Below are 18,424 nucleotides of genomic sequence, written 5' to 3' on the forward strand. Positions count from 1 at the left end.
GAACAACAATATACGAACTCTTATATTATGCGCAAGTCAGATCTGCAGAGCACCACCATCCCCGAACCCGGTGAAGGAAAACGCGGTGAGTCAGGCCATATTGGTTATCTGCTGCGTCAGGCCCATGCGGCTCATAAAATCAGAATGGAAAATGCGCTGAAGGATAAAGGCGTCACGTTGCCGCAATTTTCGGTGCTGACCATGCTTGCGGCCTATCCCGGCGCATCGGGTGCCGACCTTGCGCGTCTGTCGCTGCTGACGCCACAGACGATGAGCGTCATTGTGGCGAATCTGGAGCGGGCCGGAATGATTCGTCGTCGTCCGCACGCGGTGCACGGCAGAATTCAGGTGATTGAGATTGCTGACGCCGGGCGTGACGTTCTCGCGCAGTGCAAAGTAGCGGTTCAGACGGTTGAGGCCAGCCTGCTTTCGGGTGTCACGCCTGAGGATGAAAAGGTGATTCGGCGCTGGCTGGTCAGCGTGGCGGTGGGAGAATAAACCGTTAAAAAAGACCACGGGCTGGTCATCTGAAAGGCTTCGCGGCGTTCACTTTTGCTACGCAGAATCTGTACCATCCCGGTCGTTTTACGCTACACTTAAACCTCTACAAGTTTTCGGAGGTTGTACAAGTATGAGCGAAAAAATTCCCGTTGGGATCAGCGCTTGCCTGCTTGGTGAGAGCGTCAGATTTGATGGCGGCCACAAGCGGCTCGCGTTCGCCACTGAGCAACTGACGCCTTTTGTTCGCTTCGAACCCGTTTGCCCTGAAATGGCGATTGGGCTGCCCACGCCGCGCCCGGCGCTGCGCTTAGTTAAGCAGAGCGACGACGATGAACTGCACCTTTGCTTCAGCAAAGAGGGCGGCGATGACATCACCGATAAGATGCGCGACTGGTCCGAAAAACGCGTGAAATCGCTGCATCACCTGTGCGGCTACATACTGTGTGCAAAATCACCCAGTTGCGGGATGGAGCGCGTGCGTATCTACGAGCCCGCCACCAATAATAACCGTAAAGCGGGAACCGGTATATTTACCCGTTTTCTGCAACGTGAAATGCCCTGGTTACCGCTCGAAGAAGACGGGCGTCTGAACGATCCGACATTACGTGAAAACTTTATCGGCCGGATTTGCGCGCTGCACGAGTTTCATGAAATGTGGAAAAAGGGGCTGACCCGTCATGGCCTGATTGCCTTCCACAGCCAGTATAAATTGTTACTGCTGGCGCATTCGCAAAAAAAATACCGTGAACTGGGCCCCTTTGTTGCCTCGATGAACCAGTGGGAGTCACTGGAGGCGTTTGCCTTCGAGTACCGCAACCGCCTTATGGATCTGATGTCACAACCGGCCTCGCGCACTAACCACACCAATGTGTTGATGCATGTTCAGGGTTATTTCCGCAGTCAACTGAGTTCGCCGCAACGCAGAGAACTGACGTCACTGATTGATTGTTACCGTCAGGGCACGCAACCGTTACTGGCGCCGATTACGATTCTTAAGCATTACATGGCTGAATATCCTCATCCGTGGCTGACGCAGCAGCGCTACTTCGATCCTTACCCGGAAGCGCTGCGCCTGCGCTACGGACAGTGAGTCGGGAGCATGATGACGACCCATCTTGTCTGGTTCCGTAATGACCTGCGCATCAATGATAACCTTGCGCTGCATGCCGCCTGCAGCAAGTCAGATGCCCGTGTCATAGCACTGTTTATTGCCACGCCGGGACAGTGGCAGCAACACGATATGGCCCCCCGCCAGGCCGCGTTTATTCACCAGAATCTCTGCAGCCTGCAGGCATCACTGGCCGAAAAAGGCATCCCGCTGCATGTTCATCAGTGTGATGATTTCGCTGCCAGCGTGGATTTTCTCGTCACGTTTTGTGAACAGCAACACGTTGATCAACTGTTTTATAACTACCAGTACGAATTTAACGAACGTCAGCGCGATGCGCAGGCGGAAAAGCGGTTAGATGAAGCGGACGTGATCTGTCAGGGGTTCGATGACAGCGTACTTTTGTCGCCCGGCAGTATCCAGACCGGCGATGGTGAGATGTACAAAGTATTTACCCCGTTCAGCAAAGCCTTTATTCGTCGCCTGCAGCAGGGGTTGCCTGAGTGTGTCCCGGCGCCTAAAGCCCGGGATGGCGCGCCCCTGAACACACCAAAAGCGATTTCGCCATTTGATTACGACCATGCTGAGGTTGATGATGCGCTGTTTCCGGCCGGTGAACAGGCGGCGATTAAGCGGCTACGTGCGTTTGCGCAGCATGCCGTGCTGGATTATCCAAAGCAGCGTGACCTGCCTGCGCGCGACAGCACCAGCCGGTTATCGGCTTACCTGACCATCGGCGTGCTTTCACCGCGCCAGTGTCTGCATCGGGTGTTGCATGAACATCCCGGGGCGCTGGAAGGCAGCCCGGCGGCTGTCTGGATCAATGAACTCATCTGGCGTGAGTTCTATCGCCATCTCATCGTTGCGTTTCCCCGACTGTGTAAGCATCAGCCTTTTGTCCACTGGACGCGTCATGTCGCGTGGCAACGAAACGAGGCGCATTTTGACGCCTGGAAAGCCGGGAAAACCGGTTATCCCATCGTCGATGCGGCCATGCGACAGATGTTGCAGACCGGCTGGATGCATAACCGGCTTCGCATGATCACGGCCAGTTTTCTGGTAAAGGATCTGTTAATCGACTGGCGTGAAGGCGAGCGCTATTTCATGCAGCAGCTTATCGATGGCGACCTGGCCGCCAATAACGGGGGCTGGCAGTGGGCGGCGTCCACGGGCACCGATGCCGCGCCGTATTTCCGCATTTTTAACCCTACGACGCAAAGTGAGCGTTTCGATGAACAGGGTGATTTTATTCGTCACTACCTGCCCGAACTGAAAGACGTGCCGGACAGTGCGATTCATCAGCCGCACGAATGGGCGCGGAAAAACAACAAGACACTCGATTATCCAACACCGATCGTGGAACATAAGGACGCACGTAAAAAGACACTCGACGCCTTCGAGCGCGCAAAAAATGCGGCCTGAGGTGGCAAGGAGCAGAAATGAATCACTATGCGTTAGAAAAAATCGTTAACGATCAGCTGGCAACCCATACCTTCAGCGATTATGCGCCAAACGGGCTACAGGTCGAAGGCCGACCTGAAGTGAAAACGATCGTTACCGGCGTGACCGCCTGCCAGGCGCTGCTGGATGAAGCGGTGGCGCGCAAAGCCGATGCGGTGCTGGTACATCACGGTTATTTCTGGAAAAGTGAACCGGCGGTGATTAAAGGCATGAAACGCCAGCGTCTGCGCACGCTACTGGCAAACGATATTAACCTCTACGGCTGGCACCTGCCGCTGGATGCGCACCCTGAGCTGGGCAATAACGCGCAGTTGGCTAAGCTGCTGGGTATTAATGTGATGGGCGAGATTATGCCGCTGGTGCCCTGGGGCGAACTGACTCAGCCTGTGAGCGGCCATGCGTTGGCACAGCGTATTACTGAGGTGCTGGGACGGGAGCCGCTTCACTGTGGTGATAATGCGCCAGCAGCGATCCGTCGTGTTGCCTGGTGCAGTGGCGGCGGTCAGGGATTTATTGATAATGCGGCCGCCTTTGGCGTAGATGCCTTTATTACGGGCGAGGTCTCTGAGCAAACCATTCACAGCGCCCGTGAACAAGGCCTGCACTTTTTCGCCGCAGGCCACCATGCCACCGAACGCGCGGGTATTCGGGCGTTGGGTGAATGGCTGGCGGAGCATCATGGCCTGGATGTCACGTTTATTGATATTCCCAATCCCGCCTGATCCCCCTGGATTCTGCCATCTGCGCAGAACCCAAACCTGTTGACACATTACCGTCACTTTCGCATAACTACCTTCCTGGGTTGTAAAACACACTTGGCTTTTGCGCGCCAGAATCCTGTCTGAGTGCCGCAAAGCTGTTTACCAGGAGGTACGTGTTGCAAAAAACACGATGCTATATGCTCGGCGAGCGCGCGGTGGTACTGGAGTTGTCTCCGCCCGTTTCGCTGGCCAGTCAGCAGCGAATCTGGCATCTGTGCCAGCGTTTGCAGTCACACGACGCGACCCGGGAAGTGATTCCCGGCATGAACAACCTGACGCTGCTGTTACGGGAGCCGCCCAGAGATGCCCGACAGGCGACGGCGCAACTTGAACAGTGGTGGCAGGAAAGTGAGGCGCAGGACACAGAGTCGCGCCTTGTGACTATACCGGTCATCTATGGGGGCGAGGCGGGGCCGGACTTGCGTCAGGTGGCCGACCACGCCGGCATGACGGAAAAGCAGGTCGTCGCGTTACACAGCAGCACGGATTACGCGGTTTTCTTTATTGGTTTTCAGCCCGGCTTTCCTTACCTGGCCGGCCTGGATGCGCGCCTGCATATGCCGCGCCGCGCCGAACCGCGCGTTGCGGTTCCGGCTGGATCGGTGGGCATCGGCGGCAGCCAGACCGGTGTTTATCCGCTGGTCTCACCAGGCGGCTGGCAGTTGATTGGCAGGACGCAGGTCGCGCTTTTCACACCCAGCCAGCAGTCGCCAACCTTACTTCGTCCGGGTGACAATGTCCGGTTTGTGCCGCAAAAGGAAGGGATATGTTAAACATTCTTCGCGCGGGTCTGGCAACCAGCATTCAGGATTTCGGACGCTATCACTGGCGACAGTATGGCATCGGCGTCAGTGGTGTTCTGGATCAACCCGCCATGATCACAGCCAATCTGCTGGCAGGCAATCCGCCGGGCAGCGCCGTGCTGGAGATTGTCCTCGGACAGTTTAAAGCGGAATTCCGTCGGGATGGGTGGTTTGCACTAACGGGAGCGGGTTGTCAGGCCGAACTGGATGGCAAGCCTGTCTGGACAGGCTGGCGTTTACCGATAAAAAAAGGGCAGGTCCTGGTGTTGAAGAAACCGATTCACGGCATGCGCAGCTACCTGGCTGTGCACGGTGGATTCGCTATTCCGCCAGTGCTGGGCTCATGCAGCACCGACATTAAGGCCGGTTTTGGCGGCTTTGAGGGGCGGACGCTGCAGGACGGCGACGTCATTCCGCTGGGCAAACCGCAACAGCACTTCACGAGCAAAAAAGGCGTGCGCCAGTTGCTCTGGGGTAACCGTATTCGGGCGTTACCCGGACCGGAATACCATGAATTCAGCGAAGCGTCACAACAGGCGTTCTGGCGAGCAGCCTGGAAGCTGAACCCTCAAAGTAATCGCATGGGCTACCGTTTGCAGGGCCCTGCTTTGCAACGCGACGTGCCGCGCGAGTTGTTATCGCATGGTCTGGTGCCCGGCGTCATTCAGGTGCCTGGAAACGGTCAGCCGATCGTCCTGCTGGCGGATGCACAGACCACCGGCGGCTATCCACGTATCGCCTGCGTCATTGAATGCGATCTTTATCATCTGGCGCAGATTCGTCTGGGCGAGCCGATTCATTTTATGCTCTGTACGCCCGAAGAGGCGCTGGCGGCAACGCGACAGCAGCAGCATGTATTGGGGCAAATGGCCTGGGGACTGGCAAATGAAAATTGATTTAAACGCCGATCTGGGCGAGGGGAGCAGCAGCGATCGTGCGCTGTTGCAGCTGGTGAGTTCCGCCAACATCGCCTGCGGCTTTCACGCAGGCGACGCGCAGATGATGTTGCAGGCCATTCGCTGGGCCAGCGAATTTGGCGTGGCGATTGGCGCGCATCCCAGCTTTCCCGATCGTGAAAACTTTGGCCGCAGTGCGATGCAACTGCCGCCGGAAATCGTCTATGCGCAAATCATCTATCAGGTTGGTGCACTCAAAAGTCTGGCGGAAAGCGAAGGGCAGTCGCTTGTTCACGTTAAGCCTCACGGTATGTTGTATAACCAGGCGGCGGCGGATGCCACGCTGGCCGAGGCGATTGTGCGAGCCGTCAAAGCCGTCGATGCCCGGCTGATCATGGTAGGGCTGGCTAACAGTGAGTTGATTCGCGCGGCGGCCCATCACGGCCTGAAAACCCGGGAGGAGGTGTTTGCCGATCGCGGCTATCTCAGCAGCGGCGCGCTGGTGCCCCGTGGCCAGCCCGGCGCATTGATTGAAGAGGAAGACCAGGCGATTCAGCAAACCCTGATGATGGTGCGACAGGGGCAGGTCATCAGTGTGACCGGTGAGGCGGTTCAGGTGAACGCAGAAACCGTCTGCCTGCATGGTGACGGGGCGCATGCACTGACGTTTGCGCAACGTCTGCGTGCCAGCTTTGCCAGCCATGCTATCACCGTCACCAGTCAATAAAAAAACGGCATAACCAGCCTGAACGTCTCGGGCTTACTATTTCACGAGGGGAAAAGTATGGACAGCGTAGTAAATCTCTGGCCGCTGCTGGGCATTGCTGCCATCGTCGTTGGCTTCGTTTTGCGTTTTAATCCGGTGCTGGTGGTCATTGTTTCAGGCTTCGTCACCGGTATCGCTGCCCTGATGCCGTTGGGCGATATTTTACAAAAGCTGGGTGAGGGATTTCTGAATACCCGCAACCTGCCGTTGATCCTGCTGCTGCCGCTGGCGGTTATTGGCTTACTGGAACGCCATGGTTTGAAACAGCGCGCGCAGGCGTGGATTGCCCAGATCAAAACGGCGACGGCGGGACGGTTGCTCATTGTCTATCTGTTTGTGCGTGAGGTGACTGCGGCCCTCGGGCTGACCAGTCTCGGCGGTCATCCGCAAATGGTGCGCCCGCTACTTGCGCCGATGGCCGAGGGGGCCAGCGAAAACCGCTACGGGGCCCTACCGCCCGAGGTCCGTCATCGTCTGCGTGCCATGTCCGCTGCCACCGACAACGTCGGGCTGTTCTTTGGCGAGGATATCTTTGTCGCCTTTGGCGCCATTATTTTTATGCATAATTTTATGCAGGAGTCCGCCGGTATCCAGACTGAGCCACTGCATATTGCCCTGTGGGGCATTCCCACGGCGCTCTCAGCCTTTCTGATTCATTCCGCCCGCCTGATCAGGCTGGACCGCCAGCTGGCACGAGAACTGCGCGTCATCAACAGCGAGGCCATGAAAGCCAAAGGAGAGCCGTCATGATTCAGCAACAGTATCTGATGTGGCTGGCTGGCCTGATTCTGCTGGTTGTCGCGGTTTTATCCTGGCGCGACAGCGCAAATCCGCGCCGTTTCACCACTGGCTTATTTTGGGGACTCTATGGCCTGATTTTTCTGGTGGGTGACTGGACAACCGCTCTGATGACCCAACTGATGGGCTCTGCCGAAAGCGGCACACGTACGTTGCAAATTAGCGTGGGCGTAGCGGTGGTTATCATGGGGATCCTTGCCGGTTGTGGTGGGGTAAAAATGGGCCGCTATCACCAGCGCAGTGAGGCGGAAAAACAGGGCAGTGCCCAGCGTCTGGGCAACAAACTTTTCCTGCCAGCCCTGGCGATCCCCGTCGTGACAGTGATCGGTGTGTTAGCGTTTAATAACCTTCCCGGTCTGCAAACGTGGGTGTTCGGCGCGGGCAACCATTCCACCCTGATTACGCTGTTTTCCATGGCCACAGGCTGTCTGCTGGGCTGGCTGATCGCCATGAAAATGACGCGTGAAACCCCAGTGCAGTCGATGCAGGAAACCCGACGTTTGCTGGACTGCATCGGCTGGGCATTTCTCCTGCCGCAAATCCTGGCAACCCTGGGGCTACTGTTTACGGCCGCGGGCGTCGGTGGCGCGATCTCTCATCTCACCGAACATTATCTTGCCGTGGATAACCGCTTCATTGCGGTCACGGTTTACGCGGCAGGGATGGCACTGCTCACCATGGTGATGGGGAATGCGTTCGCGGCGTTCCCGATTATTACCGCGGGCATAGGCATTCCCATTCTGGTGTTACATCATGGCGGTAACCCGGCGGTCATGGCGGCAATCGGGATGTTTTCCGGCTACTGCGGTACGTTAATGACGCCGATGGCAGCAAACTTCAACATTGTGCCTGCTGCCTTGCTGGAGTTACCGGATCGCAACGCGGTCATCAAAGCTCAGGTGCCAACCGGTGTGCTACTGTTAATGGTTAACATTTTCTTACTCTACTTCCTGATGTTTTTGTGAGGCAGCATGAAAACGGTATTAATGACGGCATTTGAGCCCTTTGGCGGCGAATCCATTAATCCCTCCTGGCAGGCGGTCAGTGCCCTTGAAGGCCAGACTATTGCCGACGCACGCATCGTGACGCGCCAGTTGCCCGTCGTATTCAGCGAGGTGCTGGACGTGCTGTATCAGGCGCTGGAAACGATCAGGCCCGATGCCGTTATCGCTGTCGGGCAGGCAGGCGGTCGCAGCGATATCACGGTAGAGCGAATTGGTATTAATGTGGATGATGCGCGCATCCCGGATAATGCGGGCAGGCAACCCGTGGACGAACCCATCGTTCAGGATGGCCCGGCCGGATATTTTTCACGCCTGCCGATCAAAGCCATTGTGGCCGCGGTGCGGGAAGCGGGCATTCCGGCATCGGTGTCGCAAACCGCAGGAACCTTTACCTGTAACCGGGTGATGTATGGTCTGTTGCACTGGCTTGAAAGCAACGGCAGCCCGGCACGGGGCGGTTTCATTCATATTCCCTACCTGCCTGAACAGGCGGTGCATCACCCGGGTGCACCCAGTATGCCCGCCGCAACCGTTATTGAGGCGCTGAAAATTGCCGTACAAACGACCCTGACCACCGCTCAGGATGTGAAGGAAGTGGGTGGCGCAACGCATTAAGAGGACGAGTGATGCCTGAAGGACCGGAGATTCGCCGCGTGGCGGATCAGCTTGAAGTGGCCATCGTCGGCCAGCCCCTGACTGACGTCTGGTTTGCGTTTCCCGAATTAAAAACCTATGAGCCCGCATTGCTGGGAGAACAGGTGGCGTCGATAGAGACGCGCGGTAAAGCGTTGCTGACCCATTTCAGTAACGGTCTGACGCTGTATTCACACAATCAGCTGTACGGCGTCTGGCGCATCGTCCCGCCAGACATGCAGCCCGAGACAAAACGGCAGTTACGTGTGCGTCTCGCGACGGCCAATCAGGCGATATTGCTTTACAGCGCGTCGGATATTGAACTCCTGAATGCGGAAACGCTTGCCCGTCATCCGTTTCTCAACCGCATCGGGCCGGATGTACTGAATGCGGAGTTGACCGTAGAGGCGGTCAGGGAACGGCTGTGCTCGCCGCGTTTCTGTCGCCGCCGGTTCAGCGGACTGTTACTGGATCAGGCTTTTCTGGCCGGACTGGGCAACTATTTACGTGCTGAGATCCTCTGGCTGGCCCAGTTGCTTCCCCGGCATAACGCACAGTCGCTGAGTGAGGCGCAACTGACGGCTTTCTGCGAAGCGCTGTTGTCTGTGCCGCGTCATGCCTATCGCATGCGCGGCACCATGAAAAAATACCACAGCGAAGCGGCATTTCGGTTTGAAGTGTTCCACCGCCAGGGCAAGACATGTCGCCGCTGCGGTGAAGTAATCGAAAAGGGCGTCCTGTCCGCCCGACCGTTTTACTGGTGCCCTGGCTGTCAGAGATAAAAACGCTGGACTGTCCCGCCGTTGCACGCGGGCAATGTCACTCGTCAGCGAAGGATATCGTCACCCGGTTTTCTTCACAGCATAAGGAATCATCATGACACCTGAGATTGTGACGGAAAGGCTGCGCTTAAAACCCCTGTCGCTGGAGGATGCCGATGCCATGCAGATCGCGTTTCCGCGCTGGGAAATTGTACGCTACCTGATCGATTCGGTGCCCTGGCCTTATCCCGAGGGCGGGGCACGAGACTATATTGCCAATGTCGCCTTACCGGCGGTCGCGGCCGGGACGGGCTGGTACTGGACATTGCGGCCTAAAGCGGCGGAACAGCAACTGATTGGCGTTATTTGCCTGATGGAGACGCCGGATAATAACCGGGGCTTCTGGTTGGTACCGGAGTGGCAGGGGCAGGGCTATATGACAGAAGCCTGCCTGGCCGTGACGGATTACTGGTTTACCGATCTGAAAAAACCGCTGCTGAGAACGCCAAAAGCGGCACTGAATCAGCGATCTGTGAATATTTCGGTCAACAGTGGGATGCGCTGTATCCGCACAGAGAAAAAACAGTACGTTTCAGGCACACATGCCTCGCAATTATGGGAAGTGACGCGAGAAGAATGGCAGGCCTTTCGGGCATCTCAAACGTCCGCCGTTCATCCTCTCACTAAGATTCGCTCACGCTGACCGGCGGCGTCAGTAAAAAAAAGCGGCGGTGCCCGTAAGGACACCACCGCTTTTCGCCTTACCGCCCGTTGCCGGACAGCTTATTTATCCAGCTTCGAGCTGAACTCGCGTTCGGTGTAACCGGTATACAGCTGACGCGGACGGGCAATTTTCATGCCTTCGTCGTGCATTTCTTTCCAGTGCGCGATCCAGCCAACGGTACGCGCCATGGCGAAAATCACGGTAAACATGGACGAAGGGATGCCCATGGCTTTCAGGATGATACCGGAGTAGAAATCCACGTTTGGATAGAGTTTGCGCTCGATGAAGTACGGGTCGTTCAGCGCAATGTGTTCCAGTTCCAGCGCCACTTCCAGCAGATCGTCTTTCATGCCCAGTTCGTTCAGCACTTCATGGCAGGTTTCACGCATAACGGTCGCGCGCGGGTCATAGTTTTTATAAACACGGTGACCAAAGCCCATCAGGCGGAAAGAGTCATTTTTGTCTTTAGCACGGCGCACAAACTCAGGAATGTGCTCGACGGTGCTGATCTCTTCCAGCATACGCAGACAGGCTTCGTTCGCGCCGCCGTGTGCGGGTCCCCACAGGGAGGCAATACCGGCCGCGATACAGGCAAACGGGTTAGCGCCTGACGAGCCAGCGGTACGTACGGTAGAGGTCGAGGCGTTCTGTTCATGATCGGCGTGCAGAATCAGAATGCGATCCATGGCGCGTTCAAGCACAGGGTTAACCTTGTATTCTTCACACGGTGTTGCAAACATCATGTGCAGGAAGTTACCGGCATAGGAGAGGTCGTTACGGGGATAGACGAACGGCTGACCGATTGAATACTTGTAACACATCGCTGCCATGGTAGGCATTTTCGACAGCAGACGGAAAGCGGCGATTTCACGGTGGCGCTCAATGTTTACATCCAGCGAATCGTGATAAAACGCAGCCAGTGCGCCGGTCACGCCGCACATCACCGCCATCGGGTGTGAATCACGACGGAAACCGTGGAACAGACGGGTAATCTGCTCATGAATCATCGTGTGGCGCGTAACCGTTTGTTTAAACTCTTCAAACTGGGCTTTCGTGGGGGCTTCACCATTTAACAGGATGTAGCACACTTCCAGGTAGTTAGAGTGGGTAGCCAGTTGGTCAATAGGGAAGCCGCGGTGAAGCAGAATGCCTTCATCACCATCGATAAAGGTGATTTTTGATTCGCAGGACGCTGTAGACGTGAAACCAGGATCGAAGGTAAACAGGCCGTTGGAACCCAGTTGACGGACATCGACGACATCCTGGCCCAGCGTGCCTTGCAGTACACCCAGTTCAATGGACGTTTCATCTGATAGGGTTAGCGTCACTTTTTTATCTGTCATTTTCGTCTCCATAGCGCCTTAGGCAGGTAAGGATCTTTCGACACCTGAAACGCGTGCATGTTGCAATTTGGCAGTACTTCACGGTGTCACTCTGCATTATAAGCAGTGAAGGGTACAGAGTGAGAGGCGCGTTCCACTGGAAATGTAAAGCCGTGACATGTGCATATCGCGGTTGTTAAAGATCCGGTCAGGACATAACTTCTTTGTAACCAATAACCTGATGGTATTTAAAGCGGTTACCGACAATGTTACATAACTTCAGCTTAGGAGAAAGTGTATCCCCATAACTTTTGTGCATCATAGGATTTTATCGGACTAGTTTGTAACTGAATTGTTGAACTATTGTCAAATCAGATAATTAAATTTGTATGAATTGTGAAAAACGTGAGTGGGATCACTGTTCCATCGAAAATTCTCCAAAGAGTTTGTAGGGGAATTGTAATCAGAATGTGATCGTCCTATACTTCCGGCCAGGTCTCCGGAACACCCTGACACCAGGAGCCACCCAGCGTTTGTACCACGTCATTTAACACTGGATGTTGCTATTTTGGTGACGGATTAAGACTGAACCTTTTTTTCGGGTTTGGGCCTGTCTTCCGGAGGAAGCAAAATAAAAAAGAGCTGTGTGGGCAAAACCGTGAAAAAACAAAGACCTGTCAACTTGGATCTCTCGACGATCCGGTTTCCCGTTACTGCAATATCGTCCATTCTCCACCGTGTCTCCGGCGTCATCACTCTGGTTGCTCTCGGCATCCTGTTGTGGCTTCTCGGTCTTTCTCTCTCCTCTCCTGAAGGTTTTCAGCACGCGGCATCTATCATGAGCGGCTTCTTTGTGAAGTTTATCATGTGGGGCATTCTGACCGCGTTGGCCTATCATACGGTGGGCGGGATACGTCATATGTTAATGGATTTTGGTTATCTGGCGGAAACGCTCGAAGCAGGTAAGCGTTCTGCGCAGGTGACATTTGGTATTACTGTCGTGCTTTCAATCTTAGCAGGAGTCCTCGTATGGTAAGCAATGCATCCGCGTTGGGTCGCAATGGCATTCAGGACTGGCTGTTGCTGCGCGCGTCGGCAATCCTTATTACGCTTTACATCATCTACATGCTCGGTTTCGTGGTGATGACAGACACGCTGACGTATGACATCTGGCGTGGCTTCTTTGCCTCAGCATTTACAAAAGTGTTCACGCTCCTGACGCTGTTTTCCATCCTGATCCACGGCTGGATTGGTATGTGGCAGGTCTTAACGGACTACGTGAAATCGCTGGCGGCGCGTTTGCTGTTACAGCTGGTTATCGTGGTGGCACTGTTGTCATATGCAATTTATGGGTTTGTTGTGGTGTGGGGTGTGTAAATGAAGTTACCAGTCAGAGAATTTGATGCCGTGGTGATCGGCGCAGGTGGCGCGGGTATGCGCGCGGCACTGCAAATCTCCCAGTCGGGCCAGACGTGCGCCCTGCTGTCCAAAGTGTTCCCAACCCGTTCTCATACGGTATCCGCGCAGGGCGGTATTACCGTTGCGCTGGGCAATACCCATGACGATAACTGGGAATGGCATATGTATGACACCGTCAAAGGCTCCGACTATATCGGCGACCAGGACGCGATTGAATACATGTGCCACGTCGGTCCGGAAGCGATTCTGGAACTGGAACACATGGGCTTACCTTTCTCCCGTCTTGATGACGGCCGCGTTTATCAGCGTCCGTTTGGTGGTCAGTCAAAAAACTTCGGTGGTGAGCAGGCGGCGCGTACTGCCGCGGCAGCTGACCGTACTGGCCACGCCCTGCTGCATACGCTGTATCAGCAGAACCTGAAAAACAAAACCACCATCTTCTCCGAATGGTATGCACTGGATCTGGTCAAGAATGACGACGATGCGATTGTAGGTTGTACCGCTATCTGCATGGAAACCGGTGAAACCGTCTACTTCAAAGCCAAGGCGACCATTCTGGCGACCGGTGGTGCAGGACGTATCTATCAGTCGACGACCAATGCCCACATTAACACTGGCGACGGTGTTGGCATGGCGCTGCGCGCAGGTGTACCGGTGCAGGACATGGAAATGTGGCAGTTCCACCCAACCGGTATCGCAGGTGCGGGTGTGCTGGTCACCGAGGGCTGCCGCGGTGAAGGCGGCTATCTGCTGAACAAACACGGTGAACGCTTCATGGAGCGCTATGCGCCAAACGCCAAAGACCTGGCAGGTCGTGACGTGGTGGCCCGTTCTATGATGGTGGAAATTCGTGAAGGCCGGGGCTGTGATGGTCCATGGGGCCCGCACATCAAGTTGAAACTTGACCATCTGGGTGCCGAAGTGCTGGAGTCACGTCTGCCGGGAATCCTGGAACTGTCCCGTACCTTTGCGCACGTTGACCCGATTAAAGAGCCGATTCCTGTTATCCCAACCTGTCACTACATGATGGGCGGCGTACCGACCAAAGTGACCGGCCAGGCGCTGCGCGTCAATGCGCAGGGCGAAGATGAAGTGATTCCGGGCCTGTTCGCTGTGGGTGAAATCGCCTGCGTATCTGTTCACGGCGCGAACCGTCTGGGCGGAAACTCACTGCTGGACCTGGTGGTCTTTGGTCGCGCGGCGGGTGTTCATCTGCTTGAATGTCTGGAAGAGCAGGGCGAACTGCGCGAAGCCAGTCAGGAAAACATCGATGCTGCCATGGCGCGCTTCAATCGCTGGGAGAACAACACCACGGGTGAAGATCCGGTTGAAATCCGTAAAGCGTTGCAACGCTGCATGCAGAACAACTTCTCGGTCTTCCGCGAAGGTGATGCCATGCGTGAAGGTCTTGAAGAGCTGAAAGTGATTCGTGAGCGCCTGAAGTCTGCGCGTCTGGATGACCGTTCACCCGACTTCAATACACAGCGTATCGAGTGCCTTGAGCTGGATAACCTGATGGAAACCGCCTATGCCACAGCGGTTGCGGCTAACTTCCGTACAGAAAGCCGTGGTGCACACAGCCGCTTCGACTATCCGGAACGTGATGATGCGAACTGGCTGTGCCATAGCCTCTATGTTCCGCAAACGGAAAGCATGACGCGCCGTGAGGTGAACATGCAACCGAAACTGCGTGCGGCCTTCCCGCCAAAAGCGCGTACCTATTAATTGCGGAGATCATCATGAGACTAGAATTTTCGATCTATCGTTATAACCCGGACGTCGATGATAAACCGCGCATGCAGGATTACAGCCTGGAAGCGGAAGATGGCCGTGACATGATGCTGCTGGACGCGCTGATCCGTTTAAAAGAAAAGGATCCTACGCTGGCTTTCCGTCGCTCGTGCCGTGAAGGCGTGTGCGGATCAGATGGCCTGAACATGAACGGTAAAAACGGCCTGGCCTGCATTACGCCGGTTTCCGCTTTAGGCAACGGTAAGCAGAAGATTGTGATTCGTCCTCTGCCTGGCCTGCCTGTGGTGCGCGACCTCGTGGTAGACATGAGCCAGTTTTATACTCAGTATGAGAAAATTAAGCCTTTCTTGTTAAACAACGGTGAAAACCCACCTGCGCGTGAGCATCTGCAGACGCCGGGCGAGCGTGAGCATCTGGACGGCCTGTATGAGTGTATTCTCTGCGCCTGTTGCTCAACCTCATGCCCGTCGTTCTGGTGGAATCCCGATAAGTTCATCGGGCCTGCGGGTCTGCTGGCGGCATACCGCTTCATTATTGACAGTCGCGACACCGAAACCGATGCGCGTCTGGATAATCTGAGCGATGCATTCAGCGTGTTCCGCTGCCACAGCATTATGAACTGTGTCAGCGTGTGTCCTAAAGGTCTTAACCCCACGCGCGCCATCGGCCATATCAAGTCGATGCTGCTGCAACGCGGGGCATAGTGATACAGCCGGGAACCTCAGGTTCCCGGTGTTTTACGGAAGCCTCTTTAAACGCGGTCCCGACCACGTTTACAAAGGTTCCCTTACGGGCCGGGCGCGCGCTGCGCACAGTGCTCGTATCGCTGAACTCACTACGGCAAACCGCGAAAGCGGCAACAAATGAAACCTCAATAAAGCATAACATTGCTTAAGGGATCACAATGCAGAACAGCGCGATGAAGCCCTGGCTGGACTCCTCCTGGCTGGCCGGCGCGAATCAGTCTTACATAGAGCAACTCTATGAGGATTTCCTGACCGATCCTGACTCTGTGGATGCAGTGTGGCGCTCGATGTTCCAACAGTTACCAGGCACGGGAGTGAAACCCGAGCAGTTCCACTCCGCGACCCGCGAATATTTCCGTCGCCTGGCGAAAGACGCATCTCGTTACACCTCCTCAGTCACCGATCCGGCAACCAACTCCAAGCAAGTGAAAGTGCTGCAACTGATCAACGCGTTTCGTTTTCGCGGCCATCAGGAAGCAAACCTGGATCCGCTTGGCCTGTGGAAACAGGACCGTGTTGCCGATCTCGACCCTGCTTTTCACGATCTGACCGACGCCGATTTTCAGGAAAGCTTTAACGTAGGTTCTTTTGCTATTGGCAAAGAAACCATGAAGCTGGCCGATCTGTTCGAGGCGCTGAAGCAGACTTACTGTGGTTCGATTGGTGCAGAGTACATGCACATCAACAACACCGAAGAGAAACGCTGGATTCAGCAGCGTCTCGAATCCGGTGCTGGCCACTGTTCGTTCAGCGGTGAAGAGAAAAAAGGTTTCCTGAAAGAGCTGACTGCGGCAGAAGGCCTTGAAAAATATCTGGGCGCAAAATTCCCGGGTGCCAAACGCTTCTCGCTGGAAGGCGGTGATGCACTGGTGCCTATGCTGCGTGAGATGATTCGTCATGCAGGTAAAAGCGGCACCCGCGAAGTGGTGCTGGGGATGGCGCACCGTGGCCGTCTCAACGTCCTGATTAACGTGCTGGGTAAAAAGCCACAGGATCTGTTCGACGAGTTCTCAGGCAAACATAAAGAACACCTAGGCACCGGTGATGTGAAATATCACATGGGCTTCTCATCGGATATCGAAACCGAAGGCGGTCTGGTACACCTGGCGCTGGCCTTTAACCCGTCTCACCTGGAAATTGTCAGCCCGGTGGTCATGGGGTCGGTGCGTGCCCGTCTGGATCGTCTGGCTGAGCCGGTCAGCAACAAAGTGCTGCCCATCACTATTCACGGTGATGCGGCGGTCATTGGTCAGGGCGTGGTGCAGGAAACCCTGAACATGTCTCAGGCCCGCGGCTATGAAGTCGGTGGCACCGTGCGTATCGTGATCAACAACCAGGTGGGTTTCACCACCTCGAATCCGAAAGACGCGCGTTCTACACCGTACTGTACTGACATTGGTAAAATGGTGCTGGCACCGATTTTCCACGTCAATGCGGACGATCCGGAAGCGGTGGCCTTTGTAACCCGACTGGCGCTGGACTATCGCAACACTTTTAAACGCGATGTGTTTATCGATTTGGTGTGCTATCGCCGCCATGGTCACAACGAAGCGGATGAGCCAAGCGCCACGCAGCCGTTGATGTACCAGAAAATCAAAAAGCATCCCACACCGCGTAAAATCTACGCCGATCGTCTGGAAAGCGAAGGTGTCGCGTCGCAGGAAGATGCCACCGAGATGGTCAATCTGTACCGTGATGCGCTGGATGCCGGCGAATGCGTGGTGCCAGAATGGCGTCCGATGAGCCTGCACTCCTTCACGTGGTCACCGTATCTGAATCACGAGTGGGATGAACCCTATCCGGCTCAGGTGGACATGAAGCGTCTGAAGGAGCTGGCGCTGCGTATCAGCCAGATCCCTGAAGAGATTGAAGTCCAGTCTCGCGTCGCCAAGATCTATAACGATCGTAAGCTGATGGCCGAAGGCGAGAAAGCGTTTGACTGGGGCGGCGCTGAAAACCTGGCGTACGCCACGCTGGTCGATGAAGGCATTCCGGTACGTTTGTCGGGTGAAGACTCCGGCCGTGGCACCTTCTTCCACCGTCATGCCGTGATCCACAATCAGACCAACGGTTCAACCTACACGCCACTACACCATATTCATAACAGTCAGGGTGAATTCAAAGTCTGGGACTCCGTCCTGTCTGAAGAAGCCGTGCTGGCCTTTGAATACGGTTATGCCACCGCAGAGCCGCGCGTGCTGACCATTTGGGAAGCGCAGTTCGGCGATTTTGCTAACGGTGCGCAGGTGGTGATTGATCAGTTCATCAGCTCCGGCGAGCAAAAATGGGGCCGTATGTGTGGCCTGGTGATGCTGCTGCCACACGGCTATGAAGGTCAGGGCCCTGAGCACTCCTCCGCCCGTCTGGAACGTTATCTGCAGCTCTGCGCTGAGCAGAACATGCAGGTCTGCGTACCCTCAACACCGGCTCAGGTTTACCACATGCTGCGTCGTCAGGCGCTGCGCGGTATGCGCCGTCCGCTGGTGGTGATGTCACCGAAGTCGCTGTTGCGTCATCCTCTGGCGATTTCCTCGCTGGATGAACTGGCAAACGGCAGCTTCCAGCCAGCGATTGGCGAAATTGACGATCTGGATCCGCAAGGCATCAAGCGCGTCGTGCTGTGCTCCGGTAAGGTCTACTACGATCTGCTGGAACAGCGTCGTAAAGACGAAAAAACCGATGTCGCTATCGTGCGTATCGAACAACTTTACCCGTTCCCGCATCAGGCAGTACAGGAAGCGTTAAAAGCGTATTCCCACGTACAGGATTTTGTCTGGTGTCAGGAAGAGCCACTGAACCAGGGTGCCTGGTACTGTAGCCAGCACCATTTCCGTGATGTGGTACCGTTTGGTGCAACGCTGCGTTATGCAGGTCGCCCGGCATCGGCTTCACCGGCCGTGGGTTATATGTCCGTACATCAACAACAGCAGCAAGACCTGGTTAATGACGCACTGAACGTCAATTAATTA

18 protein-coding genes are annotated in these 18,424 nt (G+C 55.5%); 17 read left to right on the forward strand and 1 reads right to left on the reverse strand.

What is annotated here, in order from left to right:
- Window positions 1-27 precede the first annotated feature (27 nt).
- From C1N64_RS08590 to C1N64_RS08645, 12 genes are all read left to right on the forward strand, one after another.
- Window positions 28-498, forward strand: a complete 471-nt coding sequence (locus C1N64_RS08590; protein WP_282498598.1) for a MarR family winged helix-turn-helix transcriptional regulator — start codon at window positions 28-30, stop codon at window positions 496-498.
- 133 nt (window positions 499-631) lie between these two features.
- Entirely contained in the window at window positions 632-1,591 is a 960-nt protein-coding gene (locus C1N64_RS08595) for a YbgA family protein (RefSeq protein ID WP_006118440.1), read from the forward strand.
- 12 nt (window positions 1,592-1,603) lie between these two features.
- A complete protein-coding gene (gene phrB, locus C1N64_RS08600; protein WP_394515503.1) occupies window positions 1,604-3,031 on the forward strand; it encodes a deoxyribodipyrimidine photo-lyase in 1,428 nt (475 codons plus the stop codon).
- A 17-nt stretch (window positions 3,032-3,048) separates the two neighbouring features.
- Entirely contained in the window at window positions 3,049-3,792 is a 744-nt protein-coding gene (locus C1N64_RS08605) for a type 2 GTP cyclohydrolase I (RefSeq protein WP_033739329.1), read from the forward strand.
- 155 nt (window positions 3,793-3,947) lie between these two features.
- Window positions 3,948-4,604, forward strand: coding sequence for a 5-oxoprolinase subunit PxpB (gene pxpB / locus C1N64_RS08610; protein ID WP_172912279.1), 657 nt, complete (start codon window positions 3,948-3,950; stop codon window positions 4,602-4,604).
- On the forward strand, window positions 4,598-5,530 hold the full coding sequence (gene pxpC / locus C1N64_RS08615; RefSeq protein ID WP_394515413.1) for a 5-oxoprolinase subunit PxpC: 933 nt from the start codon (window positions 4,598-4,600) through the stop codon (window positions 5,528-5,530). The genes pxpB and pxpC overlap by 7 nt, the downstream gene beginning before the upstream one ends.
- Window positions 5,520-6,257, forward strand: coding sequence for a 5-oxoprolinase subunit PxpA (gene pxpA, locus C1N64_RS08620; RefSeq protein WP_394515414.1), 738 nt, complete (start codon window positions 5,520-5,522; stop codon window positions 6,255-6,257). Before pxpC ends, pxpA begins: the two co-directional genes overlap by 11 nt.
- A gap of 57 nt (window positions 6,258-6,314) precedes the next feature.
- A complete protein-coding gene (locus C1N64_RS08625) occupies window positions 6,315-7,046 on the forward strand; it encodes a DUF969 domain-containing protein (protein ID WP_006118446.1) in 732 nt (243 codons plus the stop codon).
- Window positions 7,043-8,059 carry a DUF979 domain-containing protein gene (locus tag C1N64_RS08630; RefSeq protein ID WP_394515415.1) on the forward strand — a complete coding sequence of 339 codons (1,017 nt, stop codon included), beginning with the start codon at window positions 7,043-7,045 and terminating at the stop codon, window positions 8,057-8,059. Before C1N64_RS08625 ends, C1N64_RS08630 begins: the two co-directional genes overlap by 4 nt.
- A gap of 6 nt (window positions 8,060-8,065) precedes the next feature.
- Window positions 8,066-8,713: a pyroglutamyl-peptidase I gene (gene pcp, locus C1N64_RS08635; RefSeq protein WP_394515416.1), complete on the forward strand. Its 648-nt coding sequence runs from the start codon at window positions 8,066-8,068 to the stop codon at window positions 8,711-8,713.
- 11 nt (window positions 8,714-8,724) lie between these two features.
- Window positions 8,725-9,513, forward strand: a complete 789-nt coding sequence (gene nei / locus C1N64_RS08640) for an endonuclease VIII (protein WP_039337980.1) — start codon at window positions 8,725-8,727, stop codon at window positions 9,511-9,513.
- A 94-nt stretch (window positions 9,514-9,607) separates the two neighbouring features.
- Entirely contained in the window at window positions 9,608-10,195 is a 588-nt protein-coding gene (locus C1N64_RS08645; protein WP_205955002.1) for a GNAT family N-acetyltransferase, read from the forward strand.
- A gap of 80 nt (window positions 10,196-10,275) precedes the next feature.
- Here the strand turns inward: C1N64_RS08645 and C1N64_RS08650 are convergent, their stop codons facing one another.
- Window positions 10,276-11,559 carry a citrate synthase gene (locus C1N64_RS08650; protein ID WP_006118451.1) on the reverse strand — a complete coding sequence of 428 codons (1,284 nt, stop codon included), beginning with the start codon at window positions 11,557-11,559 and terminating at the stop codon, window positions 10,276-10,278.
- Between the two features lie 625 nt (window positions 11,560-12,184).
- Here C1N64_RS08650 and sdhC point away from each other — a divergent pair.
- From sdhC to sucA, 5 genes are all read left to right on the forward strand, one after another.
- On the forward strand, window positions 12,185-12,574 hold the full coding sequence (sdhC, locus tag C1N64_RS08655) for a succinate dehydrogenase cytochrome b556 subunit (RefSeq protein WP_033739345.1): 390 nt from the start codon (window positions 12,185-12,187) through the stop codon (window positions 12,572-12,574).
- A complete protein-coding gene (sdhD, locus tag C1N64_RS08660; RefSeq protein WP_006118453.1) occupies window positions 12,568-12,915 on the forward strand; it encodes a succinate dehydrogenase membrane anchor subunit in 348 nt (115 codons plus the stop codon). The genes sdhC and sdhD overlap by 7 nt, the downstream gene beginning before the upstream one ends.
- A complete protein-coding gene (sdhA, locus tag C1N64_RS08665; protein ID WP_006118454.1) occupies window positions 12,916-14,682 on the forward strand; it encodes a succinate dehydrogenase flavoprotein subunit in 1,767 nt (588 codons plus the stop codon).
- A gap of 14 nt (window positions 14,683-14,696) precedes the next feature.
- Entirely contained in the window at window positions 14,697-15,413 is a 717-nt protein-coding gene (locus C1N64_RS08670) for a succinate dehydrogenase iron-sulfur subunit (protein WP_006118455.1), read from the forward strand.
- 200 nt (window positions 15,414-15,613) lie between these two features.
- Window positions 15,614-18,421 carry a 2-oxoglutarate dehydrogenase E1 component gene (gene sucA / locus C1N64_RS08675; RefSeq protein WP_006118456.1) on the forward strand — a complete coding sequence of 936 codons (2,808 nt, stop codon included), beginning with the start codon at window positions 15,614-15,616 and terminating at the stop codon, window positions 18,419-18,421.
- Window positions 18,422-18,424: the final 3 nt, after the last annotated feature.

The organism is Pantoea sp. SGAir0215 (assembly GCF_043543215.1).